Annotated in this window: 24 protein-coding genes and 4 tRNA genes; 11 read left to right on the top strand and 17 right to left on the bottom strand. The window is 62.3% G+C overall.

Going from position 1 to position 24,633, the window contains the following annotated elements:
• From HMPREF2826_RS02365 to HMPREF2826_RS02345, 5 genes are all read right to left on the bottom strand, one after another.
• A partial coding sequence (locus HMPREF2826_RS02365; protein ID WP_148138309.1) for a single-stranded DNA-binding protein occupies positions 1 to 121 on the bottom strand: 121 nt, incomplete at its 3' end.
• Between the two features lie 45 nt (positions 122 to 166).
• Positions 167 to 460 carry a 30S ribosomal protein S6 gene (rpsF, locus tag HMPREF2826_RS02360; protein WP_058270810.1) on the bottom strand — a complete coding sequence of 98 codons (294 nt, stop codon included), beginning with the start codon at positions 458 to 460 and terminating at the stop codon, positions 167 to 169.
• A gap of 418 nt (positions 461 to 878) precedes the next feature.
• Entirely contained in the window at positions 879 to 2,105 is a 1,227-nt protein-coding gene (locus tag HMPREF2826_RS02355) for a DUF4013 domain-containing protein (RefSeq protein ID WP_070638874.1), read from the bottom strand.
• Between the two features lie 85 nt (positions 2,106 to 2,190).
• A tRNA-Ser gene (locus HMPREF2826_RS02350) sits at positions 2,191 to 2,280 on the bottom strand.
• Positions 2,281 to 2,322: 42 nt separating this feature from the next.
• Positions 2,323 to 2,413 (bottom strand) — tRNA-Ser (locus tag HMPREF2826_RS02345).
• 216 nt (positions 2,414 to 2,629) lie between these two features.
• On the opposite strand from HMPREF2826_RS02345, the gene HMPREF2826_RS02340 reads away from it, so the two are divergent.
• Positions 2,630 to 3,382 carry a trimeric intracellular cation channel family protein gene (locus HMPREF2826_RS02340; protein ID WP_070638872.1) on the top strand — a complete coding sequence of 251 codons (753 nt, stop codon included), beginning with the start codon at positions 2,630 to 2,632 and terminating at the stop codon, positions 3,380 to 3,382.
• Positions 3,383 to 3,502: 120 nt separating this feature from the next.
• Here HMPREF2826_RS02340 and typA read toward each other — a convergent pair whose 3' ends face one another.
• From typA to HMPREF2826_RS02320, 4 genes are all read right to left on the bottom strand, one after another.
• Positions 3,503 to 5,341: a translational GTPase TypA gene (typA, locus tag HMPREF2826_RS02335; RefSeq protein WP_070638871.1), complete on the bottom strand. Its 1,839-nt coding sequence runs from the start codon at positions 5,339 to 5,341 to the stop codon at positions 3,503 to 3,505.
• A gap of 172 nt (positions 5,342 to 5,513) precedes the next feature.
• Positions 5,514 to 5,966, bottom strand: coding sequence for a hypothetical protein (locus tag HMPREF2826_RS02330; protein WP_070638869.1), 453 nt, complete (start codon positions 5,964 to 5,966; stop codon positions 5,514 to 5,516).
• Between the two features lie 125 nt (positions 5,967 to 6,091).
• Positions 6,092 to 6,167, bottom strand: a tRNA-Ala gene (locus HMPREF2826_RS02325).
• A gap of 62 nt (positions 6,168 to 6,229) precedes the next feature.
• Positions 6,230 to 6,306 (bottom strand) — tRNA-Ile (locus tag HMPREF2826_RS02320).
• Positions 6,307 to 6,460: 154 nt separating this feature from the next.
• On the opposite strand from HMPREF2826_RS02320, the gene HMPREF2826_RS02315 reads away from it, so the two are divergent.
• Positions 6,461 to 6,970 carry a bifunctional nuclease family protein gene (locus tag HMPREF2826_RS02315; protein ID WP_070638867.1) on the top strand — a complete coding sequence of 170 codons (510 nt, stop codon included), beginning with the start codon at positions 6,461 to 6,463 and terminating at the stop codon, positions 6,968 to 6,970.
• Between the two features lie 100 nt (positions 6,971 to 7,070).
• On the opposite strand, the gene gyrA is transcribed toward HMPREF2826_RS02315, so the two are convergent.
• From gyrA to HMPREF2826_RS02280, 7 genes are all read right to left on the bottom strand, one after another.
• Positions 7,071 to 9,860: a DNA gyrase subunit A gene (gene gyrA, locus HMPREF2826_RS02310; protein ID WP_371440564.1), complete on the bottom strand. Its 2,790-nt coding sequence runs from the start codon at positions 9,858 to 9,860 to the stop codon at positions 7,071 to 7,073.
• A 17-nt stretch (positions 9,861 to 9,877) separates the two neighbouring features.
• The gene (gene gyrB, locus HMPREF2826_RS02305; protein ID WP_070638865.1) at positions 9,878 to 11,875 is read right to left on the bottom strand and encodes a DNA topoisomerase (ATP-hydrolyzing) subunit B; all 1,998 of its coding nucleotides are present in this window, start codon (positions 11,873 to 11,875) and stop codon (positions 9,878 to 9,880) included.
• Between the two features lie 203 nt (positions 11,876 to 12,078).
• The gene (locus HMPREF2826_RS02300) at positions 12,079 to 12,639 is read right to left on the bottom strand and encodes a hypothetical protein (RefSeq protein WP_246824657.1); all 561 of its coding nucleotides are present in this window, start codon (positions 12,637 to 12,639) and stop codon (positions 12,079 to 12,081) included.
• Complete coding sequence (locus HMPREF2826_RS02295; protein ID WP_070638861.1) at positions 12,632 to 13,726, bottom strand: DNA replication/repair protein RecF; 1,095 nt, start codon at positions 13,724 to 13,726, stop codon at positions 12,632 to 12,634. Before HMPREF2826_RS02295 ends, HMPREF2826_RS02300 begins: the two co-directional genes overlap by 8 nt.
• A 2-nt stretch (positions 13,727 to 13,728) precedes the next feature.
• Positions 13,729 to 14,832, bottom strand: a complete 1,104-nt coding sequence (gene dnaN / locus HMPREF2826_RS02290) for a DNA polymerase III subunit beta (RefSeq protein ID WP_070638859.1) — start codon at positions 14,830 to 14,832, stop codon at positions 13,729 to 13,731.
• Between the two features lie 277 nt (positions 14,833 to 15,109).
• Positions 15,110 to 16,609 carry a DnaA ATPase domain-containing protein gene (locus tag HMPREF2826_RS02285; protein WP_070639037.1) on the bottom strand — a complete coding sequence of 500 codons (1,500 nt, stop codon included), beginning with the start codon at positions 16,607 to 16,609 and terminating at the stop codon, positions 15,110 to 15,112.
• A gap of 113 nt (positions 16,610 to 16,722) precedes the next feature.
• The gene (locus tag HMPREF2826_RS02280) at positions 16,723 to 17,883 is read right to left on the bottom strand and encodes an ATP-binding protein (RefSeq protein ID WP_070638857.1); all 1,161 of its coding nucleotides are present in this window, start codon (positions 17,881 to 17,883) and stop codon (positions 16,723 to 16,725) included.
• 345 nt (positions 17,884 to 18,228) lie between these two features.
• On the opposite strand from HMPREF2826_RS02280, the gene rpmH reads away from it, so the two are divergent.
• The 9 genes from rpmH to HMPREF2826_RS02240 all read left to right on the top strand — a co-directional run bounded on the left by rpmH (position 18,229) and on the right by HMPREF2826_RS02240 (position 23,334).
• Positions 18,229 to 18,363 (top strand): 50S ribosomal protein L34, encoded by a 135-nt coding sequence (gene rpmH / locus HMPREF2826_RS02275; RefSeq protein ID WP_058270821.1) that lies wholly within the window; start codon positions 18,229 to 18,231, stop codon positions 18,361 to 18,363.
• A gap of 7 nt (positions 18,364 to 18,370) precedes the next feature.
• Positions 18,371 to 18,694, top strand: a complete 324-nt coding sequence (rnpA, locus tag HMPREF2826_RS02270) for a ribonuclease P protein component (protein ID WP_070638855.1) — start codon at positions 18,371 to 18,373, stop codon at positions 18,692 to 18,694.
• A gap of 7 nt (positions 18,695 to 18,701) precedes the next feature.
• Complete coding sequence (gene yidD / locus HMPREF2826_RS08990; RefSeq protein WP_083307192.1) at positions 18,702 to 18,926, top strand: membrane protein insertion efficiency factor YidD; 225 nt, start codon at positions 18,702 to 18,704, stop codon at positions 18,924 to 18,926.
• A 20-nt stretch (positions 18,927 to 18,946) separates the two neighbouring features.
• Positions 18,947 to 19,705 carry a YidC/Oxa1 family membrane protein insertase gene (locus tag HMPREF2826_RS02265; RefSeq protein ID WP_058270823.1) on the top strand — a complete coding sequence of 253 codons (759 nt, stop codon included), beginning with the start codon at positions 18,947 to 18,949 and terminating at the stop codon, positions 19,703 to 19,705.
• A gap of 35 nt (positions 19,706 to 19,740) precedes the next feature.
• The gene (locus tag HMPREF2826_RS02260) at positions 19,741 to 20,346 is read left to right on the top strand and encodes a Jag family protein (protein WP_246824656.1); all 606 of its coding nucleotides are present in this window, start codon (positions 19,741 to 19,743) and stop codon (positions 20,344 to 20,346) included.
• Positions 20,347 to 20,466: 120 nt separating this feature from the next.
• Positions 20,467 to 21,267: a 16S rRNA (guanine(527)-N(7))-methyltransferase RsmG gene (rsmG, locus tag HMPREF2826_RS02255; RefSeq protein WP_083307191.1), complete on the top strand. Its 801-nt coding sequence runs from the start codon at positions 20,467 to 20,469 to the stop codon at positions 21,265 to 21,267.
• A gap of 148 nt (positions 21,268 to 21,415) precedes the next feature.
• Positions 21,416 to 22,228: a ParA family protein gene (locus tag HMPREF2826_RS02250; protein WP_070639031.1), complete on the top strand. Its 813-nt coding sequence runs from the start codon at positions 21,416 to 21,418 to the stop codon at positions 22,226 to 22,228.
• Complete coding sequence (locus tag HMPREF2826_RS02245) at positions 22,221 to 23,087, top strand: DUF7119 family protein (RefSeq protein WP_148138304.1); 867 nt, start codon at positions 22,221 to 22,223, stop codon at positions 23,085 to 23,087. The genes HMPREF2826_RS02250 and HMPREF2826_RS02245 overlap by 8 nt, the downstream gene beginning before the upstream one ends.
• Position 23,088: 1 nt before the next feature.
• Positions 23,089 to 23,334 (top strand): hypothetical protein, encoded by a 246-nt coding sequence (locus HMPREF2826_RS02240; RefSeq protein ID WP_070638851.1) that lies wholly within the window; start codon positions 23,089 to 23,091, stop codon positions 23,332 to 23,334.
• An 81-nt stretch (positions 23,335 to 23,415) separates the two neighbouring features.
• Here the strand turns inward: HMPREF2826_RS02240 and rlmN are convergent, their stop codons facing one another.
• Positions 23,416 to 24,525 carry a dual-specificity RNA methyltransferase RlmN gene (rlmN, locus tag HMPREF2826_RS02235; RefSeq protein ID WP_371440567.1) on the bottom strand — a complete coding sequence of 370 codons (1,110 nt, stop codon included), beginning with the start codon at positions 24,523 to 24,525 and terminating at the stop codon, positions 23,416 to 23,418.
• Between the last annotated feature and the right edge of the window lie 108 nt (positions 24,526 to 24,633).

Here is a 24,633-nt window from a genome sequence, read left to right as displayed (position 1 = left end):
GGTTGCGCGCGCGGTCGTTGACCGCCACGCCGAACGCCAGCACCGAGGTGCCGCCCGCGGTGGCCCGAAGCTCGCCGTCGCGGGTGAGGTTGCCCGAGATGTTGACCCTGTTGATGCTCATGCTTGCCTGCCTCTCATCCGTAGGCCAAAGGCCCTGCCTCCATGCCTAGTCCTTGTCGCTGCGGCGCACGATCATGTGGCGCTTGACGGCGTCGTTGATGCGCAGGACTCGGTCGAGCTCCGCGATCTGGGCGGGATCTGCGTGGAAGTTGATGAGGATGTAGTCACCCTCGGTCAGGTCGTCGATCTCAAAGGCGAGCTTGCGCTTGCCCCAATCCTCGACGCTGTCGATGGCGCCCCCGTTCTCGGTGACGGCAACGTCAATGCGCTTGCTGACGCCGGCGCGCGTCTCTTCGGTTGCGGCGGGATCGACAAAGTAGAGCAGTTCATAAGCCTTCATGTGGTCACCTCCTCTGGACTGGCGGCCCCGGTTGGTGAAGGTGCGTCCGGGGCAGGAAGAATCAGCCTTGCATACTACCACATGACGTCGTGCCCGTCTGCGAGGTGACGCGCGCTGGACACCACTCACACATTTTTCTTCCTGCAGGCAGGGTAGCGTCGGCGACGCGCGGACATCTTGCGCGCACCATGCAGGATGCTGGCGGCACGCTCAGGGCGTCAGCTAGAACGACGGGGCGGGGCGCGCACGCACATGGAGGCCCGATGGGCCTCCATGATCTATCCATATATGCAGGTTCTCGAGATGTTGCCCCGCCGACCTCGACACGCCGGGATCATGGCCCTCAAGGCGACACCCTCGCGGGCCCTTGGCGCCTTGGCCTGGAAGGGCGTGGGGCCGCGCGCCCTAGATGCGCGCCTTAGATGTGCGGGCGGCCGTCGTCGGGCGCGGGAGGGGTCTCGCCCGAGGCGCCGGCAAGAGGGTCGTCCAAGGTCGGCCCGTCGACGCCGGAGGCCGGAGGGACGCAAGGGGCCGCCGGGGCGTCGCCGTCTTTAGGAATCGTCGCGGTGGCATCGTCCTCAGGGGCCGTCGCGGTGACATCGTCCCCAGGGACCGCCGGGGCGCCGTCATCCTCAGGGGCCGCCGATGTTGCGACGCCGAGCGGTATGACGTCCACGACCTGGTCACCATCATGGACGGAAGTGGCTTGTCCCGCAGGGGGCGGCTCAAGGGGGGCGCATGCATCATCGGGCGGCTCACCTGCGGGCGCGTCGGTCTGACCCTGCGCCGGCCCCTGCGCGCCGCCAGGGACGGGCGACGCTGCCGCCAAAGCTGCGGACGCCGCAAGCTGCGCCGACGTCTGCGCGGGGGGCAGCGGGTCATGACGCGTGCCCCAGGACATGACGTCAAACTGACGCATCCACAGGCCAACCATCACATAGTTCATGAGGGACATGAATGAGGCAGCAAGCATGGAAAGAAGGACGAACACGGCAAGGGAGGCAAAGAGGGGGCCCATCGACCCGGACAGACCGTGATACGCGACGGTCGCCGCCACGGCGAAGGCGTAGAAGGCACCCAAGGCCAGCAGCAGGAGCGCGGGGATGGCGAGCACGAGGGTGACGCAGATGCTCAAGAGGGCCATGGTGCCCGCGAGCCTGAAGAACCCCTTGACGTCGCGACGTATCATCTCGGCTATGCGGTTGAGCTGAAACCCCGCCTTGAAGTCCTGATAGATGGTGGCCCGCAGGACGGGAATGGCGACGAGCACGCCCACCAGGAACAGCAGGACGTTTGTGACGATGGTGAGCGGCAGGGGAAGGTCATCATATGGGTGAGATGAGGTCAGGAAGGGGGCCTGAAGCGCAAAGACGAGAAGCTCCGCGACGAGGGCCCACGGAAGGGCGACGACGAGGGCCCGCCACCCGCTCTTGATGCAGTGCGTGACGTCGATGTTCTTCTGCTTGGGGGAGCCCTCGACGTTCCATGACACGAGGCGGGCCCACTCAAGGGCGTACCCGGTCACCACAAGCGCCCCCACGACGGGCACGAAGGACCACAGCATCAAGATCAGCAGGACCTTGAACCAGCCCTTGTCCTTGGTGAGCAGGGACCAGGCATGGGAGAAGTATGCGGTGCTCTTCATTCGACGTCCTTTCCCGCGCTCGTTGCCTCACAGTCCTAAAGCATACAGAAAGCGAGCCTGAAACGACAGGCTCGCCCGGTGACGCTGGCGGAGGAGGAGGGATTCGAACCCTCGTAGCCCCGAGGGGCTAAACGGTTTTCGAGACCGCCGCATTCAACCACTCTGCCACCCCTCCGAGGGTGAAGCGGCGCCCTCACGGGCGCCGCTGCGTATGGTCTGGCGGAGAGTCTGGGATTTGAACCCAGGATACGCTTTAGGCGTATACACGATTTCCAATCGTGCTCCTTCGGCCACTCGGACAACTCTCCACAAAAGCGCACAGGTGAGTATAACCTAACGAGGGCGGGCAGCGCCACCGCGGGCGCACAAACTAATTATCCACATCTTGCGTACGGAACGGGACCCGCGGGCCAGGACGGGCGGGCGTGCTAGAATCATCCGGCCGGGGCGCGCGCTCGCCTTTGTCCCACGTCGCGGCCACGGGCGGTGCCCCGCGTCACGTTCCTCCCAACATTGGCAGGCCCATGCTCCCACCTCTCATCGCCGAGGCTCCCTACGACACAATCGCCCAGATTCCCACCTGGCTCGATCTGCTGTCCGTGCTCATCGGCTCGTTCAGCGGCATCCTGGTGGCGCGCAGGCGCAACCTTGACCTCGTGGGATTTGTGGCCCTCTCCCTGCTGTGCGGCCTGGGCGGCGGTCTCATCCGCGACGTGATCATGCAGCGGGGAGGGGTCTACATGCTTGACTCCCCCAACGCCATCCCCCTGACGGTCCTCGCAGGCACGCTGGGCTACCTCTTCTCGAGCGTCCTGGAGAGGGTCCCGCGGCTGCTGATGGTCGTGGACATCGTCTCGGTGGGGCTCTTCGTGGCGACGGGCACCGGCAAGGCCATGAGCTTTGGCCTCTCGTTCTGGGCCTGCCTCCTCATGGGCGTCACCACCGGCGTGGGAGGCGGCATGCTGCGCGACATCGCCCTGGGCGAAACGCCGCACATCTTCCGCAAGAGCAACCTGTACGCCGTCTGCGCCGCCTGCGGGGCGCTCTGCTATTACCTGCTCGTGCTGGGTCTGCACGTGAGCCGCTTCTATGCCGTGCCCCTCTGCGTCCTCGTGGTCGTGGGCATACGGCTCTGGTCCGTCAAGTTTGATGTGATGCTGCCCGTGGACATTGACCTGGCCCCTCGGGTGGGACATGCGGCCCGACGGGCGTGGCGAGGGGCGCGTCGACGTGGCAGGGTCGTGGGGCGGCAGGATGACGAGCGCGACGCGTCGTGAGGGCCCGCGTGATACCCTTTGCAACACCCCATCGTACAGGTCACGCAAAGGGTCTCGCGCCCCTGACGGGCCGCGGGACCCCACGTGAGCGCGCGGCTGGGCGACGCGCAGGCCTCCTGCCTATTTGTCCACCATGCCGTGACGCACGCGCCACTTGCGGCGCTCCGTCTCGTTGAGGATGCGCTTGCGCATGCGGACGGACTTGGGCGTCACCTCGACGAGCTCGTCGTCCATGATGTATTCGAGCGCCTCCTCGAGCGAGAAGGTCTTGGGCGGCGTGAGCTGCACCGAGATGTCCGCCGTGGACGAGCGCTGGTTGCCGAGGTTCTTGGTGCGGGCTATGTTGACCACCATGTCGCCGGGGCGGGAGCGCTCCCCCACCAGCATGCCCTCGTAGCAGTCGACGCCGGGGCCCACGAAGAGCTGGCCGCGCTCCTGGAGGGTGCCCAGGGCGTAGGCGACGGACTTCTCGGTTGACATGGAGATCATGGCGCCGTTCTGGCGGGCGCCGATCTCGCCGGCAAAGGGCCCGAACTCAAGGAAGGTGTGGTAGAAGACCGCCTCGCCGTGCGTCACGTTGAGAATGCGGTTCTTGAGGCCCATGATGCCGCGGGTGGGAATCTTGAACTCGAGATGCGTCTGGGTGGTGCCGGCCTCCATGTTGGTCATGGTGCCGCCCACGTTACCAAAGAGCTCGATGACCTTGCCGGCATACTCGCCGGGGCACTCGACGACGGCCTGCTCGACCGGCTCCAGGCGCCCGCCGTGACCGTCCTCCTTGAACAGGACGCGCGGGCGGCCCACCTGAAACTCAAAGCCCTCGCGGCGCATCTGCTCCATGAGCACCGAAAGGTGCAGGATGCCGCGGCCCGACACCTCCATGCCCGTCTTGTCGGGCAGCTCCTCTATGCGCATCGTCACGTTGTTCTCGCGCTCAAGCTCAAGGCGCTCCTTGAGCTGGCGTCCGCCGACGATCTGGCCCTCGCGCCCCACGAGGGGCGAGTTTGACGGCTCAAAGACGATGGCGAGCGTAGGGGGATCTATCTCTATGGGCTCAAGCTCCACGGGGTTGTCCGGGTCGGTGTAGACGTCGCCGATGTCCGTGCCATCGATGCCCACGACGGCGGCGATGTCGCCGGCCTCGACCTCCTGGCACTCCTTACGCCCCAGGTAGTCAAAGGTGAAGAGCTGCTTGACCTGCGCCATGGCCCTGCTCCCGTCGTTCTTCACAACCAGGATCCTGTCGCCGGCGCGCAGGGTCCCCGAGTAGACGCGCCCAATGCCGATGCGGCCCACGTACTCGGAGTGGTCAATGGTCACGCACTGCATGGCCAAAGGCCCCTGCGCGTCAACGTCGGGAGCGGGCAGGGCGTCCACGATCATGTCGAGCAAGGGGAACATGTCCATGTTGCCGTCATCTGGCGAGAGGCGCGCAAAACCGTTGACGGCGGAGCAGTAGATGACGTGCTCCATGGCAAACTCAAGCTGGTCGTCCGTCGCGCCCAGGTCCATCATGAGGTCGAGCGAGGCATTGAGGGCGTGCTCGGGGTCAGCGGCGGGCTTGTCGACCTTGTTGATGACGACCATGACCTGCAGGCCGGCGGCAATGGCGTGCCTGAGCACGAAGCGCGTCTGGGGCATGGGGCCCTCGGCGGCGTCAACGAGGAGCAGGGCACCGTCGGCCATCTTGAGGACGCGCTCGACCTCGCCGCCAAAGTCGGCGTGGCCCGGGGTGTCGATGACGTTGATCTTCACGCCCTGGTACTCGATGGAGATGTTCTTTGCCAGGATGGTGATGCCACGCTCGCGCTCCTGGTCGTTCGAGTCAAGCACGCGCTCCTGAACCTGCTGGTTCTCGCGAAACGCGTCCGTAGCGCGCAGGAGCTTGTCCACGAGCGTCGTCTTGCCGTGGTCCACGTGGGCGATGATGGCAATGTTTCTTATGTTCTCTTGGAGCATGCGGGCCTCTGTCCCTCGTTCTGTGGTTTGCCGGCAGACGCGGCACGTAACTGGAAGACTGTATACCACGCCGCCGCCGGGGCGACGGGCGTCGGTGAGAATGCTGCGTTATTTCACGGACGTCACGCCCGAGGAAGGGGAGCTCGCCTCTTGGGAGCGGAGGCGGACAACGTCACAGAAGCGGCTCAATCTCGCCTGCGGGGGCAGGGTCGCTCCATTGAAAGTCCTCGTGGGCGCCCCTGCCTGCCACGAGCGAGTAGGCGGAGTAGGCCCGGTAGCCCCGCTCGCCAAACTCGAGCATGAGCGCATCGTGATAGGAGCCGTCGTCGTCGGCGACGGCCCCCTCGTAGGCGATCGCGTAGCGCACCGGCGCCTTAGGGTCATGTGCGTCCGCGTCCGCGGCGAGTGACCTGACCGTCTCGCGGGCGCCCATGAGGCAGGCCTCCACCCCGTCGTCAGAGACGTCGTAGGACGTCACGGCGCCGTTGCAGGCCTGGACGACGAGCAGAACGTTGAGGTCCCTGCCGTCCGCGAGGAGGTTGAGCGCGTCGCCCGCGAGCGTCGCTCCCAGGCTGTCAAGCTCGGGCGACATGCCCTCTTGTCTTTCGGCTGAGGATGGCGACATGGACGTTGCCCTTTCTTGGACGCGATGTTCCCACAGCATAGCGCAGCGCACGAGACCGCGCTAAGACGGCGAGGCGGGGCAGATGGAAAAGGTCACAGGCGAAACGCCCGTGACCTCGCGTCGTGTGGTGGAGACGATGGGGTTCGAACCCACGACCTCAGGCTTGCAAAGCCCGCGCTCTCCCAGCTGAGCTACGTCCCCTTTAGCAATAATCACCCCAGCGGCGACTCGGCTCACGCTGGGGTGATTATTATCAAGGAAGGTGGTGGGCCCGACAAGGTTCGAACTTGTGACCTCCCGGTTATCAGCCGGACGCTCTGACCAACTGAGCTACGGGCCCAACGCAAGGAGAGATATTACTCCCCGCAGCCAAAGAGGTCAACCGTCAAGTTGGTAATTCCTCGGCCATAATTTATCGATTGTGGGCGGGCAGGGCAGGCGGGACGGGTACCATGGCCAGACATAGGGACAGACTGCCACACGAGGGGGTGCTCATGGTACGCATGGACATACAAACCATCATGGTCGGGGCGGGGCCCATGTCATCCCTCGTCGTGCTGCGGCCACGATCGGACGGGCGCGAGGGCGGCGGGGCCTCGGGGCGACTTCCCATTCGCATCGGCGTGCTCGAGGCGAGCTGTATCTCGGCGGGAATCGAGGGTTCGCCCGTGGGGCGACCCCTTACCCATGACCTGCTGCTTGACTGCATCGGGCGGATGGGCGGGTCATTGGACTCCGTCGAGATCGTTGACGTGCGGGGCACGACCTTCTTTGCCCGTCTCAACGTGAGCTGCGCGTCGGGCAGCCACGTGGAGCTTGACGCCCGACCCTCGGACGCGCTGGCGCTCGCCATCCGCGCGGAGGTGCCCATCTTTGCCGACGAGACCGTGCTCGAACGCGCGACCATGCCCGACTTCGACGCGGTCGAGAAGCGGGAGAGGCAGCAGGAGCTCGAGGAGTTTCACGACTTTGTCGAGCATCTCTCGCCCGAGGACTTCTCCTAGCCCATCGTTGCTGCGGCCCGCCGTCCCAGCGGGAGGCGGGCCGCAGCAAACTCTCTTCGCGAGAGGTCGCAGGTCATGGATCGCAGGTCACGGGCTGGGCCTACTCGTCGTCACCCTCGATCATGGTGTCGTCAAGCTCCTCCTCGCCGCCGATGTCAACGGGCTCCTCCTCGGCAGCGTCGGCGGCGCCTGCGCCGGCAAGGTCGAGCACACCCTGGTTGGCCTGGGCCTTTGGGGCCTTCTTCTTGCGGGCGACCATGCGCGCGAGGGCGCTCACCTGATCGTTGTCGCTCATGTTCATGATGCGGACGCCCTGGGTCGAGCGGCCGAGCCGCGAGATGTCCGCCGTCTTGACGCGAATGACGATGCCCTCCTCGGACACGATCATGAGCTCGTGCTGGGGACCCACCACGCGACATGCCACGAGGTCGCCCTTCTTGGCGGTCATCGAGATGGTGGCGACGCCCTGCCCGCCGCGGCGGTGCTGGGGATACTCGCTCACGGGCGTTCGCTTGCCGTAGCCCTTCTCGGTCACCACGAGCAGGTCTCCCCTGCCGTTGGAGATCTCCATGCCCAGCATCTTGGCGTCGCCCTTGAGCGTGATGCCGCGCACGCCCGAGGTGGCGCGTCCCGTGGGCCTGATCTCCGACTCGTCAAAGACGATGGCCTTGCCGGCCGTGGAGCACAGGATGGCCTTCTCGCCCTGCTTGACGCGACGCACGTTGACGAGCTCGTCATTGCGCTTGAGGTTGATGGCAATGATGCCGTCACGGCGGCTCTTGTCATAGTCGCTCATGGCGGTCTTCTTGACCATGCCGTCGCGGGTGGCAAACATCAGGTACTCGTTGGCGGGGAACTCGCGCGTGGTGATGACGGCGGTGGGATGCTCGCCGTCCTCCAGCGGTATGACGTTGACGAGCGCCGAGCCCCGGGCGTGGCGCGAGCCAATGGGCAGCTCATGCACCTTGACGCGGTACACCTTGCCCTTGTTGGTAAAGAAGAGCACGTAGTCGTGGGTGGAGGCCACAAAGAGATCCTCCACGAAATCGGTTTCCTTGAGCGAGAGGCCCTGGATGCCCTTGCCGCCGCGGCGCTGCGAGCGATAGGTCGAGACAGGCAGGCGCTTCACGTAGCCGGCGTGCGTCACGGTGATGACCATGTCCTCCTCGGCGATGAGGTCCTCCACGTCAAGGACGACCGGCGCGTCCGAGATGGCAGTGCGGCGCGCGTCCGCGAACTTGTCCTTGATCTCGAGCATCTCGCTCTTGATGACGCCGAGGATCTTCCTCTCGTCGGCGAGGAGTTCCTCGTAGTAAGCGATGGCGCGCCTGAGGCCGTCGAGCTCCTGCTCGATCTTGTCGCGCTCCAGGCCGGTCAGGCGCCGCAGGCGCATCTCGAGGATGGCCGTCGTCTGCTCCTTGGTGAAGGCAAAGCGCTCGGTCAGGCGCGCAGCCGCCTCGGCGTCCGTACGACTTGAGCGGATGATGGAGATGACCTCGTCGATGTGATCGAGCGCCAGCAGCAAGCCCTCGAGGATGTGGGCGCGCGCCTGGGCCTTCGCAAGGTCAAAGCGCGTCCTGCGCGTGACGACGTCAACCTGGTGGTCAATGTAGTGCCTGAGGATCTGAGGAAGCGAGAGCAGCTTGGGCACGCCGCCCACAAGGGCCAGATCGATGATGCCGAAGGAGGTCTGGAGCATCGAGAACTTGTACAGGTTGTTGAGCACGACCTCGGGGATGGCGCCCTGCTTGAGCTCGATGACCAGGCGCAGGCCCTTGCGGTTGGACTCGTCGCGCATGTCAGAGATGCCCTCGATGCGCTTGTCGTTGACGAGCGTGGCGATCTTCTCCTGAAGGTTGCCCTTGTTGACGCCGTAGGGAAACTCCGTGAAGACGAGCTTGTTGCGGCCGCCCTTGGTTGACTCGACGTGCGCCTTGGCGCGCACGGTGAGGATGCCGCGGCCCGTCTCGTAGGCCTGACGGATGCCCTCAGAGCCCATGATGACGGCGCCCGTGGGAAAGTCGGGGCCCGGCATGACCCGCATGAGCTCCTCAATCGTGACCTCGGGGTCGTCGATCATCAAGCAGGTGGCGTCGATGACCTCGCCGAGATTGTGCGGCGGGATGTTGGTGGCCATGCCCACGGCGATGCCCTGCGACCCGTTGACGAGGATGTTGGGGAAGCGGGACGGTAGCACCGAGGGCTCCTGGAGCGACTCGTCATAGTTGGGCTGCCAGTCCACGGTGTCCTTGTTGAGGTCGCGCAGAAGCTCCATGGCGGGGCGAGCCAGGCGGCTCTCGGTGTAGCGCATGGCGGCCGCCGAGTCGCCGTCGATGTTGCCAAAGTTGCCGTGGCCGTCAACCAGGGAGATGCGCATGGAGAACCACTGCGCCAGGCGGACCATGGCGTCATAGACCGCCGCGTCACCATGCGGATGATACTTACCGATGACCTCGCCGACCGTCCAGGCCGACTTCTTGTGGGGCTTGTTGGGAAAGATGCCCGCCTCGTTCATGGCGTAGAGGATGCGCCGATGCACTGGCTTAAGGCCGTCGCGCACGTCCGGCAGGGCGCGGGCGGTGATGACCGACATGGAGTACTCGATGAACGACTGCTCCATCTCGTGGCCGAACTCGCGCGTCTGCAACGTCCCGCCGTGGATGTCGGTATCGTCCCCGCCGCCGCGGGCGTCGGGGAGCGGCTCGAGGTCGTCGTCCGTCTCGGCGTCCGCGTCGTCGTCCGTGCCGGCCTCGTCGTCGGCGTCGGGGTCATAGGCCGGCAGCGTCGGATCCTCTTGGTCGCGCTGGGCACGCGCGAGCAGCTCGCGGAGGTCGTCGGGCATCATGACGTCGTCGTCGGCGCCCGGCCTGGTTGTCGTTTCGTCAGCCACGTGGCTTGTCCCTTCGTCTAGATGTCGAGGAAGCGGGCGTCCTTGGCGTGACGCTCGATGTAGTCTCGGCGATACTCAACCTGCGTGCCCATGAGGCGTGAGACTGACAGGGCGGCCTTCTGACCGTCCTCGATGGTGATCCTCTGCAGGATGCGGGTCTTGGGGTCCATCGTCGTGTCAGCCAGCTGCTGGGGGTCCATCTCGCCCAGGCCCTTGTAGCGCTGCACGCTGTACTTTCGCTTCTTGCCCTCGACGTCGAGGGGAACATGCTCGTCGATGGCGCGGGCCAGGAGCGTCTCCTCGGAAGTCTTGCTGTCTGGGTAGACGTAGTGGACGCGCTTGCCAACCTTGACCCCAAAGATGGGGGGACAGGCAGAATAGACGTATCCCGCGTCGATGAGGGGACGCATGTACTTGTAGAAGAACGTCATGAGCAGGATGCGAATGTGCGCGCCGTCGACGTCGGCGTCGGTCATGATGATGATCTTGTGATAGCGGGCCTTGGTAATGTCAAAGTCGCCGCCGTCGCCGGTGTTGTTGGTCACGCCCGTGCCGATGGCCGTGATGAGCGACTGTATGGACTCGGACGAGAAGGCGCGATGGTCGCCCACGCGCTCGACGTTGAGGATCTTGCCGCGCAGGGGCAGGATGGCCTGGATGTCGCGGCGGCGGCCGTCCTTTGCCGAGCCGCCTGCGGAGTCGCCCTCCACGATGAACAGCTCGGTCATGGAAGGATCTCGCACCGAGCAGTCAGCGAGCTTGCCCGGCAGCGCGGCGCTCTCCAGCAGTCCCTTGCGACGCGTCGCCTGGCGGGCCTTCTGGGCGGCAAGACGCCCCCGAGCCGCCGAGGAGGCCTTCTTGAAGATCTCCTTCGCCTGATTGGGGTGCTCCTCAAGGTAGTCGGAGAGCCCTTGCGACACGACCCTGTTGGTGAGCGAGCGCATGTAGGAGCTTCCGAGCTTTGACTTGGTCTGTCCCTCGAACTGCGGGTCGGGAAGCTTGACCGAGATGACAGCCGTGAGGCCCTCGCGCACGTCATCTCCCGTCAGGTTCGAGTCCTTGTCCTTAAGGAGCTTCTTTGAGCGGGCGTAGTCGTTGATCGTCTTGGTGAGCGCCGTCCTGAAGCCCTCCAGGTGCATGCCGCCCTCTTCGGTGTAGATGTCGTTGGCAAAGGACATGACCGTCTCGGAGTAGCCCGCGTTCCACTGAAGGGCCACCTCGACGTCACCCTTCCTGTGAACGGGCTCGCCGGGGTCGGAGCTTCCCTCGATGTAGACGATGGAGCGCTGGCAGTTGGGCAGGATGGTCTTCTCGGCGTTGAGGAACTTGACGAAGTCGATGATGCCGCCGGAATAGCAGAACTCGTCCACGCGCGGCGTCAGCTCGCGCTCGTCCGTGAGGACGATCTTGAGGTTCTTGTTGAGGAAGGCCGTCTCCTGCAGGCGGTCATGCAGCGTGTCGTAGCTGAAGGAGGTCGTCTCGAAGATGGTCTCGTCGGGCCAGAAGGTCACGGTGGTTCCCGTTGCCTTTGAGCTGCCGATCTTCTTCATCTTGCTCGTGACCTTGCCGCGCGAGAACTCCATCTGATAGATGCCGCCGTCGCGCTTGACGGTGGCGACGAGCCTGCTGGAGAGCGCGTTGACGACGGAAATGCCCACGCCGTGCAGGCCGCCCGAGACCTTGTACGCGGCGTTGTCAAACTTGCCGCCGGCGTGCAAGATCGTGAGGACGACCTCGAGCGTGGGAATCTTCTTCTGGGGGTGCTTCTCGACGGGGATGCCGCGCCCGTTGTCCTCAACGGACACTGAGCCATCCGGGTGCACGGTCACGGAGATCTTGGTGCAGAATCCCGCCATGGCCTCGTCGACGGAGTTATCGACGATCTCCCACACCAGATGATGGAGGCCCGCCGCGGAGGTCGTGCCGATGTACATGCCAGGCCGCTTGCGGACCGGCTCGAGGCCCTCGAGGACCTTGATCTCGCTGCCTCCGTAGTTGCTGTTGCTTGTTGCCACGAGCTTCCCTTCCTTGCAGGGGTACACGTTGAGAACACAGTCTTCTAATTTTAGGGTAGAACGCCCGTAAACCCAAGAAATACTTCGGAGCGACAATAATATCGGTAACGTGAGGGGGCAACATCGCCTCTCCGGCGTTGTGACGGCGATTTTGAGCCCGTTGCGTCAAACCTCGTGTCCCCCCGGCGGGGCGCGCACGGACGTCACGACGCGGGCGGAGGGGGCGTCCGGTCGCGATGCAGGCTGTCCCTCATGGCCTGGGCCAGGCGCTCCCTCAATCCCGGCGGCAGTTCGGCGCAGCGCCTACGGATGCGCTCCTCATCCTGCATCGAAAGGGACCCAGACGCGGTCGCGGCGGGCGAGGTGGGGCGGGGTGACGTGGGCGGACGGTGGTTGCGCGCCAGCCTGAACTCAAGGCCCGAGAGCTCGAGGCCCGCCGCGGCGAGGCGGGCGAGGTAGATCTCTCGGTTGGTGTTCCAGTCCATCAGTCGCGCATGGGAGTCAACGTAGACGCCCATTACCGGCGGCAGCGCGGCGTTTGGGGGTTTGCGCAGATAGACGCCGCAAGTGTGCATGCGTTCCACGTCGCCGTTGGCGTCGCGCCATGCGACGGCGGCGCGCTGGTTGGCGCTCAGGGAACGTCCCAGGCCGCGAGACAGGAAGCGTCCCAGAAGGTGATCAACCGACTCAGAGCCCCTCTCGCGCGGGTTGAGACCCCACACCGACCTCAGGGCGCCCGAGCTTGGAGGCTTCCACTCACTCACCTATGTTCACCACCCGCGCGGCCCCAAGGAGCGAGGCAGGAAAATACCCCAGGTTCGTGGTGGTGATGACGGTCTGGACGCCCTCCTGCACAAAGCTCGTCATCGCGCTACGACGGCGCTCGTCAAGCTCGCTCATGACGTCATCAAGCAAGAGCAGGGGCGCGCCGCCCGTGAGCTCGTGGCTGAGCGCCAGCTCGGCCATCTTCCACGCCAACACGATGGTGCGCTGCTGGCCCTGTGAGGCAAAGGAGCGCGCGTCGCGGCCGTCAACCAGGAAGGTCACGTCGTCGCGTTGGGGTCCCACGAGCGTCTGCTGACGGCGTCGCTCCTGTTCGCGCAGCTCGCCCAGGCGCCTGAGGAAGATCTCGCGCAGCTCGTCTCGGGAGAGCGTGGTAGGGTCGACGTCGTCGCCCAGCGAGCATAGGTAGGAGCAGTCCAGGCACTCTCCCTCCGCGAGCTGGGCGTGGATTCTCTTGATGTGCGCCGCCAGGCGCGTGAACATCCTCACGCGGGCGGCCAGGAGGGTCGCGCCGCCCAGTGACAGGGACTCGTCCCAGGCCTCGAGCAGGGAGCTGTCCGGGTTGATATCCTTGAGCAGACGGTTGCGCTGCTCGACGGCATGGAGGTAGGAGCCAAGGACGCTCCCGTAGCCCTTGTTGGCCTGCCTGCCGAAGGCGTCGAGCTCGTCTCGGCGCCATGAGGCCCCACGCTTGACGAGCGAGAGATCGTCGGGCGTAAAGAGCACGCTCATCAGCGACGCGGGAAGGTCGGCGGCCACGCAGCGCTTGCCGTTGCGCTCAAAGAGGCGGCGCGCGCCCTCGACGCGGCAGGCCACGTCGATGACTCGTCCGTCGCCGGTGAGCGTCGCGGCGGCGCGGGCGCAGGACGCGCCCTCCAAGATGAGGTCCTGGGGTCGGGGACGCCTGAAGGAACATCCCGCCGTCAGGAGCTGGAGCGCCTCTATGACGTTGGTCTTGCCCGCGGCATTATGGCCGTGCAGTATGGTCATGCCCCCCGCAAACGTCAGGGACTCGTGGCGAAAGTTGCGCCAGTCGTCGAGCGTGAGGGTCCGCACGAGCAGTCCCATGGCTACATCCTGACGGGCATCAGCAAATAGAGGTAGTTGATCTGACCATACGACTTGAAGATGCCGGGCTGCATGGTGTTCTGGAGCTCGAGCGTCAGCTGGCTGTCTGTGGTCGCGGCGTTGACGCAGTCAAAGACGTAGTGATAGTTGAGGGCGATGGACATGCTCTCTCCCTCCGCGCGGACGGGGATCGTCTCCGTCGAGTCGCCCTGGTCGGGAGAGGATGCCGACAACCTCATGACCTCGCCCTCGACGTCGATGTCAAAGCGCACAGACGAGTTGGACTGGGCGATGACGGAGACCCTCCTGAGGGCCGCCGAGAGGGTCTCGACGTCAACGGTGACGGAGGTTCCGCAGCTCGACGGCAGCAGCTGCTTGTAGTTGGGAAACGTCCCTTCGATCCTTCGGGCGACATAGGTCGTGGCACCAAACGAGAACACGACCTGGCTTTCGTTGGTGCCCATCATCATGCTGTCGGCGTCTGAGGCCAGCGAGAGCACGTCATGCAGGGTGGAGCCGGCAACGATGGCCGTAAAGGGCTCGTCCGTGCCGGACGTCTCGGTGTTGGAGTCGCACACGGCGAGACGATACGAGTCTGTGGCCACCATGCGAATCGTGTTCTCGTGGACGGAAAGGAGCACGCCTGAGAGGATGGGTCGTGAGGTGTCCTTTGAGGTAACCTTGTAGACCTTGTCGACCATGGCGCCCACGAGCGCGCAGGGAAGCTCGATGGAACGTTCGAGGGTGTAGGAGGGAAACTCGGGAAAGTCCGCCGCGTCGAGCGTGTTGAGACGAAAGCGAGACTTCTCGCAGGCGATGGCGACGACGTGGTCGCGGCTTTCGAAGCTGACCGCCGCGTCCGAGAGCGTCTTCACGATGGCCTGCAAGGTCTTGCCCGCGACGACCGTCTCTCCCTCCTCCTCGACGTTGGCGGCGACGCTGTGGCGTATCGAGATGGTGAGGTTGGTGGTCTGTAGCTCGATGGCCCCAGGTCTGGCGATGATGTGGATGCCTGACAGAATGGGGAGGGTCGAGTTTGACGCCATGCCCTTCGTTACGACGGCGAGGGCCCTCTCCAAGGACGACTGGCTTACCGAGAACTTCATCGTGACCCCTTTCGACGCGGCCGCCCCGGGCGCAGGGCAAAGGTTGGTTGCTGCTACTAATACTGTCTTATATATAAGAGAACAGTACTACCAATATCGCGTGACGATTTGTAGAGAACTGTGACGTCAGGCAGGTGGAAGGGCATGTTTCGCGCGACGGGACAGGGGGCGGGACTCTTCATCATCAACATCAACGCCCCTTCTCCCATCGTCCTTCAACGTCGAGCGCCTGGTTTTCATAGCTCGTCGCAACGGTTTCAACGTAGGTTTCAACATCTCATCCCTTGTCGATGATGCTGTCTTTGAGCGTCTCAAGCTGGTCAAGGAAGAGCCGGTCCTCCTTCATGGCCTTGTCCACCCAGATGATGCTGTGCTTGACGGTGGCGTGCGAACGACCGCCAAACTTCTTGCCGATGTCGGCGAGGGTGTTATCCGTGAGCTCGCGCGTGAGCCAGATGCCCACGTGGCGCGGCTCCATGAGCTCCTTGTTGCGCTTTGACCCCACGAGCTCTGAGTGGGAGACGTCGTAGTGCCCCTCGACGGCCTTCTGTATCTGCTCAATGGTCACCGCGCGCTGGCCGCTGGGCCATTTGGCGTTCGCCAGACGGATGACGTCCTCCCGCCCCAGGGCGGTGCCCTTCTGCTCGAGCCGGCCGGCGTTCATGATGCAGGTCTGGACGAAGCCCTCTATGACGCGGATGTTGGTGCCCGAGCGCTCGGCCATGAGCTGACGCATGTCCTCGCTGATGCTGCCGGTGAGGCCTCCCACGTGCTCGCGCTCGGCGTCCTGGCGCATGCGCTCGTAGAAGGCGTTTATGAGGTTGAGCTTGAGCTCGTAGTCGGGCACCTGGATGCTCACGGTGACGCCGGAGTCCATGCGGCTGGTCTCGCGCTCGTCGAACTTGCTCTCCCCCATGCCCAGCTGCGAGGGCGAGCGGTCGGCGGCGAGCACGATCTGCTTGCCATGGGCCATGAGGGCGTTGAAGGTCTCGAAGAAGAAGCGGATCGTGCCTGCCGCCGTGCGCATGTTCTGCACGTCGTCGATAATGAGTATGTCGACGTTCTGGTAGTTGTTGGACAGGGCGCTGCGCGCTGAGGTCTCGCTGTTGTTCCAGGCGATGCGATAGTCCTCCACGAACTCCGCCGCCGTGCGATACACGCAGACGCGCGACGGGTCGTTGGTGACCACGTAGTTTTGGATGGCTCGCAGAAGATGCGTCTTTCCCAGGCCGCTCTTCCCATAGATGAACAGCGGGTTGTATCCCTTGTTCTCGCCGTTGGCGACCTGCTTTGCCGCCTCGAAGGCCAGCATGTTCTCCTCGCCCGCGACGAAGCGCTCAAAGGTGAGCTTTGAGTCGGCGAGGTCGCCGGCGGTGTCCGCGAGCGGGCTGGCGTTTGTCGCCGTGCCGCCAGACGGCGAGTGCGCCTTGGCGGGCGCCTGCGCGCGGGCCTCGGAGGTGATGCGCCTCAGCTCGCTGCTGGAAAGATGCGAGCTGGTGTCAATCTCCATCGACTCGCTCGGTTGAGCGAGGAGCACCCTCAGCTCCACCGGCTGGAAGGCCGCCTCGTTGAGGCAGGCCTCTATGAGCTGCGTGCATTGACGAATCTTCCTCTGGGCAAAGCCAAGGTTGGTGGAGATGGACAGAGCCGTGCCGTCAAAGCCGATGACGTCGCAGCTCTTGAGCATGGCGAGAACCGAGGGTGCCAGGCTCTTGGTGTCCAGCATGACCAGTACGTCATGCCAGAGAAGCTTTGCGTCGTCCTGCGTCGAGTCCATGTGGTCCACCTGACGCCCCATGCGGGGCTGTGAGATTGTAGAAAAGTGAGCGCCCGTGGCGCGCAGTTTCCTAGTATATGATGAAAACTCGCCCAGGTGAGGGAAAGTCGGCCTCATGCAGGATGAGCGTCACCATCTGTCGTCGCGAGAAACGCCCTTCCCGCCGCAGAGAGACGACGCTTCTGCTCGCCGCGCCGCTTGTTGACAAGCCCCAGGTCCTCCAATGACGAGAGCTCGCGCGACCAGGTGGGCTGAGAGCTCCCGTACGCCCTCATGAGGTCCGTGGGACCGACGCTCTCATGGTCGCGGAGAAACGAGAGGACGAGGTGGCCCCGCTCGCTGATCTCAAGGGTGTGAGCTTTCGCCTCGTCGGCGGATGCGGCGCCAGCGCCTGACGGCCACGGCGCCGTTGTGGGGTATGTCGCGGCGGGCAGGGGGGTTGAGGGCGCCGATCCCCAGACCACCGCGCCCTGACGTTGGGTCGCGGCGCCTGGCATGATGGACGGCATGGCGCCCGGCGCCGCCTGTGGCCATCCCACCTGAGGCTGCGCCTGGTAGGGGGCGGCCGGGTGTGCGAGCGGCCATGAGACCGCCGTCCCAAACGGCGCGAGCTCCTGCGCCGCGCCGACCGTCGGTGCGGCACCTGCGCTCATGAGACCTTGCGATTGGGCGGGCCACGACGTCGTGCCGGACTGCCCTGCCGCCTGAGGGGCGCACCCTGCCGTCCTCGTATCCGCATGTGGCGTCCTCACGGCGGAGATGGTCACGACCGTGCCGGTGGAGATGTTGTCCTCGATGGTGAGGGCACCGCCCTTGTCCTGCATGTACTGCTGCACGTAGGGCAGCCCCGACCCGACGCCTCGGATGTAGCGGCGCATCTCCTCCGTGGCTGAGCTGGTGCCAAACTGCAACGCCCGGTCCTTCTCCTTGATGCCGGGGCCCTGGTCTGAAAAGCGCAGGGTGTTGCCGTCGTCCAGGATGCTGATGGTCGGCTGGCGAAAGAAGGAGTGAATGAAGTTCTCCACGATCTCGCGAATGACCATGAAGGGCACCGTGCTGCCCTGCTCCCTGGCGAGGCGGGACACCGTCGCCGTGATCTCGTCCAGATAGGGCCGGACGTCCTGGGGCTCTATGACGACGACGCGCGGCGCCGCGGAGACGTCGTCATAGACGGCGATGCGCGCGGGATACCTGACCACGAGTGAGCGCGTCTCGGATGGTGGGCCCTCGCCGGGATCGTCGTCTCCCACAAAGGGGAAGAAATCCCTAGCCATGGTCCCACCTCCCCTTTCGACAGCAATTCATCATTGTTGAAAACTTTCATTCAAAGTGCGATGTGTGAATGGAATATTTCAACAATGGTGCAATGTTGTAGAAAACCACAGTTACAAAGCAGTCATGCAAGAAAAATAGTACCACGCCATGGATGAAAGAAGTGCGTGCCTGACGTAGGTCATTCATCCTGCGTCAGCGTCCGGCGCGGACCATCATGGCCGTGGGGGTGATTGGCGATTATTTTATGTGTGGTGTGCAGGGAATGTTTGACAGCATCCAGGTATGACTCATATAATCTTAGGGCTTGCTCACATTAGTTTTTTGGTATCCCAGGAGGGTTTGCAATGAAGCGTACGTACCAGCCCAACAAGCGGAAGCGTGCCAAGACGCATGGCTTCCGTGCTCGCATGGCCACCAAGGGCGGTCGTGCCGTACTCGCCCGTCGCCGCGCCAAGGGGCGCAAGGAGCTGACCGTCTAAGCTCGTCATGAAGACCATCAAGTCCAAGCGCGATTTTGAGAGGGTCTACGCGACGGGACGACGAGTTAATCACAGGCTTGTGCGCATGACAGCTCTTGTGGGTGATGAAGGCGACTTTGGAAGGGTCGCCTTTGTTGCACCTAAACGCCTGGGAAACGCCGTCCTCAGGAACAGGTGCAAGAGACTGCTCAGGGAGGCCGCTCGCCAATGCGGGCTTCCGCGCCGGGGGTGCGACCTCATCCTGTTTGCGACGCGTCAGACGCACATAAGCGACCCAACCGAACTTGCGCGGGCCCTTGAGGTCGTACTTGGCAAAGCGGGAATCAGGTGAGCGTGCCATGTGTCGCATAGATGCGGGGAAGCTGATCGTTCGCGCTCTCCGCTGGTATCAACGGGTGATCTCCCCCCTCTTCAGGGGTCATTGCATCTATGTGCCCACCTGCTCCCAGTACGCGGTCGAGGCCATCTCGACCTATGGCACCGCACGGGGGAGCCTCCTTGCGGTGAGAAGAGTCCTTAGATGCAATCCCTTGCACAGGGGCGGGTTCGACCCCGTACCCTAGCTGCCTTACCTGGAGGAACCATGTGGGAATGGATATGTAATCTTCTGACCAGCATCCTTGCTGCGATTCAGGGCGTCTGTGGTGACTGGGGCCTCGCCATCATCATCCTGACCCTCTTCATCCGTCTGCTCATCACGCCGCTGATGACGCGCTCGACGGCCTCGTCCGCGCGCATGCAGGCGCTCCAGCCCAAGATCAAGGAGATTCAGGAGCGCTACGCCGACGACCCTCAGCGTATGAACGAGGAGATGCAGAAGTTCTACTCGGAGCATAAGTTCAACCCGCTTGGCGGATGCCTGCCCGTGCTGCTCCAGGCCCCCATCTTCTTTGCCCTCTTTACCGTCGCTCGCCAGGTGGGCGGCGATGCTCATTTTTACAACATCATTCCCTCGCTCTCGCAGTCCGCGTCGGGGGCCATGGCAGAGCTGGGATTTGCGGGCGGCTGGGTGTATGCGGCCCTCGTTGCGGCGTTTGGTGTCCTGACGCTCATCCCCATGGTCATGAACATGAAAAACATGCAGGAGGAGCAGCGCTCGCAGTCGCTCATCATGGGCGCCGTCATGTCCGTCATGATGCTCTGGGTCGGATGGGGCCTGCCCGCCGCCGTCATCCTGTACTATGACACCTCCGCCGTCTGGCAGGTCATTCAGCAGATAGTCGTCACGCAGCGCGTCATGGACAAGGTCAAGGCCGAGACGGAGGCAAAGTTGGCCAACCAGCCCGTCCAGCTTGACGTCGTCCGCAAGGAGCGCAAGCCTCGGCCCAAGAAGACGAAGTAAATATTCAGAAAGTTTTCAGCATAAGGGAGGTCAGCGTGGATTCGGATGAGATGAGTTCCTCCACCACCGGCGCTCAAGAAGAAGGTGCGGCTGCTGCTGTAGTCTCTGACGTCTCGTCGCAGGACCGTTTTGCCGATATCAAGGAACGCTTTGAGTCCGGCAGCGATCTGAGTGACGCGGACGTTGACGCCATCGCGGACGTTGCCCTGACCTATGTCAGACAGATCATGACGTTCTTTGGCGAGGAGCATGTCACGATAGACGAATATGATGGTGACGATGGTGAGCTGATTCTTGACGTGAGTGGTGACGATCTTGCCGTGTTCATCGGTAGGCATGGACGCACCCTTGATGCCCTCCAAATGCTCGTCACCTCGTACATGAGCAATGTCATGCGCTTTCATTACCCCATCGTCATTGACATAGAGGGGTATAAGGCTCGCCGTCGGCAGAAGCTCGTCTCTTTTGCCACGCAGGCCGAGGCTCACGCAATTAAGCAGCGCGGTGAGGTTCGCCTGGCGCCGATGAATGCCTACGAGCGGCGTATCGTGCATCTGACGCTCGCCAACAGCGAACGGGTCAGCACGCACTCAGAAGGCGTTGACCCGCAGAGGAGGGTCGTCGTAACCTTCGTGCACTGACCGTTTGACGCATAGTTTATAGCTGTTCGTCATTACAGGTTCTGCTGTCGTACACTATGGGGAGAGATTTGATCTCTCCCCCTTTTTGTCAATTGTTCTTGAATCAAGGAGTTCTGTCACATGGATGTTTCAGACGCAATCGTAACTGACATGGGACATTTGGATTCAGTGCATAGTGTTCCCGACGCTGACAAGATTGAGGTCTTAATGTCCTATGCGTCTGCATACGGCCTCTCTCTCACTCCCGAGCAAGCCAAACTCCTCATCCAACATATCCTGCTTGTCATTGACAAAAATAAGCAGCTCAATCTCACGAGAATTACTAGCATGGAATCAGCATTGGTTCTGCACGCGCTTGATTCACTTCTTGTCGTCAACGTATATGATGCATCCCGCACCTTATCGTGCTGCTCCACTGAGCAGGAGCGTTTTCTTGACATTGGAACAGGAGCAGGATTTCCTGGCATTCCTTTTGGCATCGTTACAGGCATGAACGGTCTGCTTCTTGACTCCGTCAACAAGAAGGTCATGGCTGTCAAAGAGTTCATTGGTGAGCTTGGGATGACATCACAGCTCACAACAAGCTCACTCAGGGCAGAGACTCTCGCAAAAAAGGAAGGGCAGACCTTTTTCCTCGTCATGGCACGTGCTGTCGCAAGTATGAATGTGCTCGTCGAGTACGCGTCGCCTTTCTTACAACAGCATGGTCTTCTGATCTGCTCGAAGGCCCGTATTTCTGATGATGAGGTACAACACTCTCTCCATACGGCTCGTTTGTGCGGCATGAAGCTTGTTTCACGTGAAACATTCGATCTTCCTCACGACCTTGGGTATCGTGAGCTTTTTACGTTTGAGAAATCATCATACCCTCGTCTTCACCTGCCACGAGCTATTGGAATGGCGAAAAATAAACCTCTTTAATCGTATGTGCCTTTATGAGATTAAAAAATAGGCGAAGTAAGAGCTACTATGTCATAAAGGTAGCAAGGTAAACATTATCAACGTATCCAAGGTTTGTATCATACGTCAATGAGAGTACGTGGCGCTTGTAAGCTTCTATGGCGGCAACATGGGAGGATATGTGGAGTACAAGGAAATAAAGCGTGCCTTTCCCGATAAAGAGACACGCATCATTGCCATCATCAATCAAAAAGGTGGTGTGGGAAAGTCAACGACGGCCGTCAATCTTGCGTCAGTCTTAGGCGAAAACAAGAAGAAGGTTCTCCTCATTGATTTTGATCCTCAGGGGAACAGCTCAAGCGGTTTTGGCATCCAGAAGGACGAACTAACACATGATATCTATGATGCCCTGCTTAAGGACGTGCCTCTTGAGGAAATGGTGCTTCCAACCATAGAAAAATCCGTCTTTGTGGTTCCGGCGACCATCCAGCTCGCGGGAGCAGAGATTGAGCTAGTCGCTCATGTTTCACGTGAAACAATACTCAAGGAGATTCTTGAGCCCATAGCCAAGGAGTTTGACTATGTCTTCATAGACTGTCCTCCGTCTTTAGGGCTATTGACAATGAACGCGCTTGTGGCGGCAGATTCAATCCTGATTCCCATCCAATGTGAGTTCTATGCGCTGGAGGGATTGAGCAAGCTTCTTGAGACCATGAAAATGGTAAAAAAGCGCCTCAATCCCAATCTTGACGTATTTGGCGTCGTTATGACGATGTTTGACGCACGTACTACGCTTTCTCGTGAAGTGGTCAACGAGGTACGAAAGTACTTTGGAACGAAGGTGTTCAAGTCAATCATCCCGCGTAGCGTAAAGCTGTCGGAGGCGCCGTCGCATGGGTTGCCGATTAACCATTATTCGCGCGTGAACAAGGGCGCCTTAGCCTATCAACGGCTTGCTCGAGAGGTGGTGCGTCGTGGCTAGAAAAAGTGGATTGGGAAAGGGCCTTGAATCGCTCATGGGCGTGGCCGACGCTGAGGTACGTGCCATAACGGCAGACTCGACGATTCCCATCGAAAAAATCATGCCAAACAAGGATCAGCCGCGCAAGGAGTTTGATGAGGACAAGCTTCATGAGCTTGCTGACTCCATACAAAAGAATGGCGTCCTCCAGCCCATCCTTGTGCGAAAAAAGGGTCACCGATATGAGATTGTTGCTGGCGAGCGAAGATATCAGGCGGCGAAGCTGGCTGGCCTCACGGAACTGCCTGCCGTCGTTCGCGATATTTCCGACGACGAGGTGTTTCAACTTGCCCTCATTGAAAATCTTCAACGAGCAGACCTCAATCCCATTGAAGAGGCACAAGGTTATGCCAGGCTGCTCAAGGAGAACGGCTTTACGCAGGAGCAGCTTGGCCAAGTCCTATCAAAGTCACGGTCGGCAATAGCGAACACGCTGCGCCTGCTTGACCTGCCCCGAGAAGTACAGGAGATGATGGCGTCAGGAAAGATAACGGCCGGCCATGCTCGTGCCATACTATCCGTGGCGGGCGAAAATCAACGGCTGCTCCTTGCCCAAAAGGTTATTGACGACAATTTGACGGTACGTCAGACAGAACATCTCGCTCCATTGATATCTGTCAATACAGAGACGTCACACCATCGTGAGCCGACGCCCCAGGCATTCAAGCGTGCGGCGCGCCAGCTGCGCATCAGTCTTGGCACAGGCGTACGCGTCAAACGCGTGAGGAACAGGAACAAGATTGAGATCGAGTTTGCTGACGAGGAAGAGCTTGCCCGTTTGACGGAGCTCATCGTTGCCGCGCAGTCAGGAAGTGAGTAGCATGAGGCAGAGGCGCGGGCTCGTTGGAATCTTGGTAGCGGTTGCGGCCGTCTACGGTGCCTCGCGGATTCTGCTGACGCCCGAGGCACGCAGGCATGTGACGGACGCAGGCAAAGACATACTCAACCTTGCGCGCACCTGCCTTGACCAGAGCCTGTCAGTGGCAGCTCCGAGCGTCGACGTGCAGGAGCTCGAACGACGTCGCAAGGACATAGAGAGTCAGTGGGAGCAGCTAATCCAGGCGTAAGAGGAGCGACGTTTCAACTATAAGAACATATGTTCTATAATCACGGGGCGCCGCGATGGCTAGGGGCGGCGCCCCGTTGCGCTAGCGAATGGATCTGCGTCCCACGTTCTGCCTAAGCTGCCCGCAGGCGGCGTCGATGTCCGCGCCGCGGGAGTTGCGCACGGTGGCCACGACGCCGACGGAGGAAAGGCGCCTCACAAACTCCTGGGCCCGTGCGTCCGAGGAAGGCTGGAACCTGGAGCCCTTGACGTCATTGAGCTTGATCAGGTTGACGTGGGCAAGGTTGTCGCGACAGAAGTCGCACAGCGCCCCCAGCTCATCGTCCGTGTCGTTGACGCCCTTGATCAAAGCATATTCGTACGTGGGGCGACGCCCGGTCTTGTCGACGTAGTCGCCCATGGCGTCATACAGATGTATGAGCGAGAACTTCTTGACGCCCGGCATGAGGGCGTCACGGGTTCGCTGCACGGCGGAGTGAAGCGAGACCGCGAGCGAGAACTGCTCGGGCTCGTTGGCAAAGCGCATGATCATGGGAATGATGCCGCAGGTTGACACCGTAAGATGACGCGCCCCGATGCCCGCGCCGTCGGGGGAGTTGAGCTTGCGCAGGGCGCCCACGGATGCGTCGTAATTTGCGAAGGGCTCCCCCTGTCCCATGAGTACGACACTCGTCACGCGCCGTCCAAAGTCGTCACGCACGTGCATGACCTGCTCATATATCTCGGCCATGGAAAGCGACCGCGTAAGCCCGGAGGCTCCCGTGGCGCAGAAGGCGCATCCCATGCCGCAGCCGGCCTGTGTGGAGGCACAGACGGCAAGCTTGTCGCGTGAGGGCATGCCCACGCACTCCACGGTGACGCCGTCGGCAAGGCGCAGCAGGTACTTTCTGCTCCCGTCCGCGGACGCCTGCCGCACGACCTCCACAGGGACGTCCAGGTACAGGCGTTCCTCAAGCTGCGCACGCAGCGTCTTGGGGAGGTTGGTCATCTCGTCAAAGGAGGAGGCGTTCTTGGTCCAGACCCACTCCTTAATCTGCCGCGCCCTGAAGACAGGCTGCCCCAGCTGCCTCAAAAGCTCCCTCAGCCCCGCGTCGTCCAGGTCGCGCAGGTCCTGCCTGCGCACGGCCGCCCCGTCCGTTTGGGGGGAGGTCGGGCGGTCCCGAGTGATGTCGCTCGTGTCATTCTGCATGATTTGCAGGTCCCATTCTGTGTATGTCTCCCAAGGTGGAGTATCCTCGACTGAGCCACCGGGACCATCCCGGCGGCAGACGCCTCGCGCGTGTGATTCTACGCTAGCATG

Source organism: Olsenella sp. HMSC062G07 (assembly GCF_001811895.1).
GTDB classification, from domain to species: domain Bacteria; phylum Actinomycetota; class Coriobacteriia; order Coriobacteriales; family Atopobiaceae; genus Olsenella_F; species Olsenella_F massiliensis.
The sequence above is the reverse complement of the archived record's forward strand: the minus strand, read 5'-3'. Positions and strand labels throughout refer to the sequence as shown.

What these genes read in the sequence shown, in the direction of transcription:
- rpsF (WP_058270810.1), bottom strand. Translation starts at nt 460, where the DNA reads ATGAAGGCTTATGAACTGCTCTACTTTGTCGATCCCGCCGCAACCGAA.
- HMPREF2826_RS02355 (WP_070638874.1), bottom strand. Translation starts at nt 2,105, where the DNA reads ATGAAGAGCACCGCATACTTCTCCCATGCCTGGTCCCTGCTCACCAAG.
- HMPREF2826_RS02340 (WP_070638872.1), top strand. Translation starts at nt 2,630, where the DNA reads ATGCTCCCACCTCTCATCGCCGAGGCTCCCTACGACACAATCGCCCAG.
- typA (WP_070638871.1), bottom strand. Translation starts at nt 5,341, where the DNA reads ATGCTCCAAGAGAACATAAGAAACATTGCCATCATCGCCCACGTGGAC.
- HMPREF2826_RS02330 (WP_070638869.1), bottom strand. Translation starts at nt 5,966, where the DNA reads ATGTCGCCATCCTCAGCCGAAAGACAAGAGGGCATGTCGCCCGAGCTT.
- HMPREF2826_RS02315 (WP_070638867.1), top strand. Translation starts at nt 6,461, where the DNA reads ATGGTACGCATGGACATACAAACCATCATGGTCGGGGCGGGGCCCATG.
- HMPREF2826_RS02295 (WP_070638861.1), bottom strand. Translation starts at nt 13,726, where the DNA reads ATGGGACTGCTCGTGCGGACCCTCACGCTCGACGACTGGCGCAACTTT.
- dnaN (WP_070638859.1), bottom strand. Translation starts at nt 14,832, where the DNA reads ATGAAGTTCTCGGTAAGCCAGTCGTCCTTGGAGAGGGCCCTCGCCGTC.
- HMPREF2826_RS02285 (WP_070639037.1), bottom strand. Translation starts at nt 16,609, where the DNA reads ATGGACTCGACGCAGGACGACGCAAAGCTTCTCTGGCATGACGTACTG.
- HMPREF2826_RS02280 (WP_070638857.1), bottom strand. Translation starts at nt 17,883, where the DNA reads ATGGCTAGGGATTTCTTCCCCTTTGTGGGAGACGACGATCCCGGCGAG.
- rpmH (WP_058270821.1), top strand. Translation starts at nt 18,229, where the DNA reads ATGAAGCGTACGTACCAGCCCAACAAGCGGAAGCGTGCCAAGACGCAT.
- rnpA (WP_070638855.1), top strand. Translation starts at nt 18,371, where the DNA reads ATGAAGACCATCAAGTCCAAGCGCGATTTTGAGAGGGTCTACGCGACG.
- yidD (WP_083307192.1), top strand. Translation starts at nt 18,702, where the DNA reads ATGTGTCGCATAGATGCGGGGAAGCTGATCGTTCGCGCTCTCCGCTGG.
- HMPREF2826_RS02265 (WP_058270823.1), top strand. Translation starts at nt 18,947, where the DNA reads ATGTGGGAATGGATATGTAATCTTCTGACCAGCATCCTTGCTGCGATT.
- rsmG (WP_083307191.1), top strand. Translation starts at nt 20,467, where the DNA reads ATGGATGTTTCAGACGCAATCGTAACTGACATGGGACATTTGGATTCA.
- HMPREF2826_RS02250 (WP_070639031.1), top strand. Translation starts at nt 21,416, where the DNA reads ATGGGAGGATATGTGGAGTACAAGGAAATAAAGCGTGCCTTTCCCGAT.
- HMPREF2826_RS02240 (WP_070638851.1), top strand. Translation starts at nt 23,089, where the DNA reads ATGAGGCAGAGGCGCGGGCTCGTTGGAATCTTGGTAGCGGTTGCGGCC.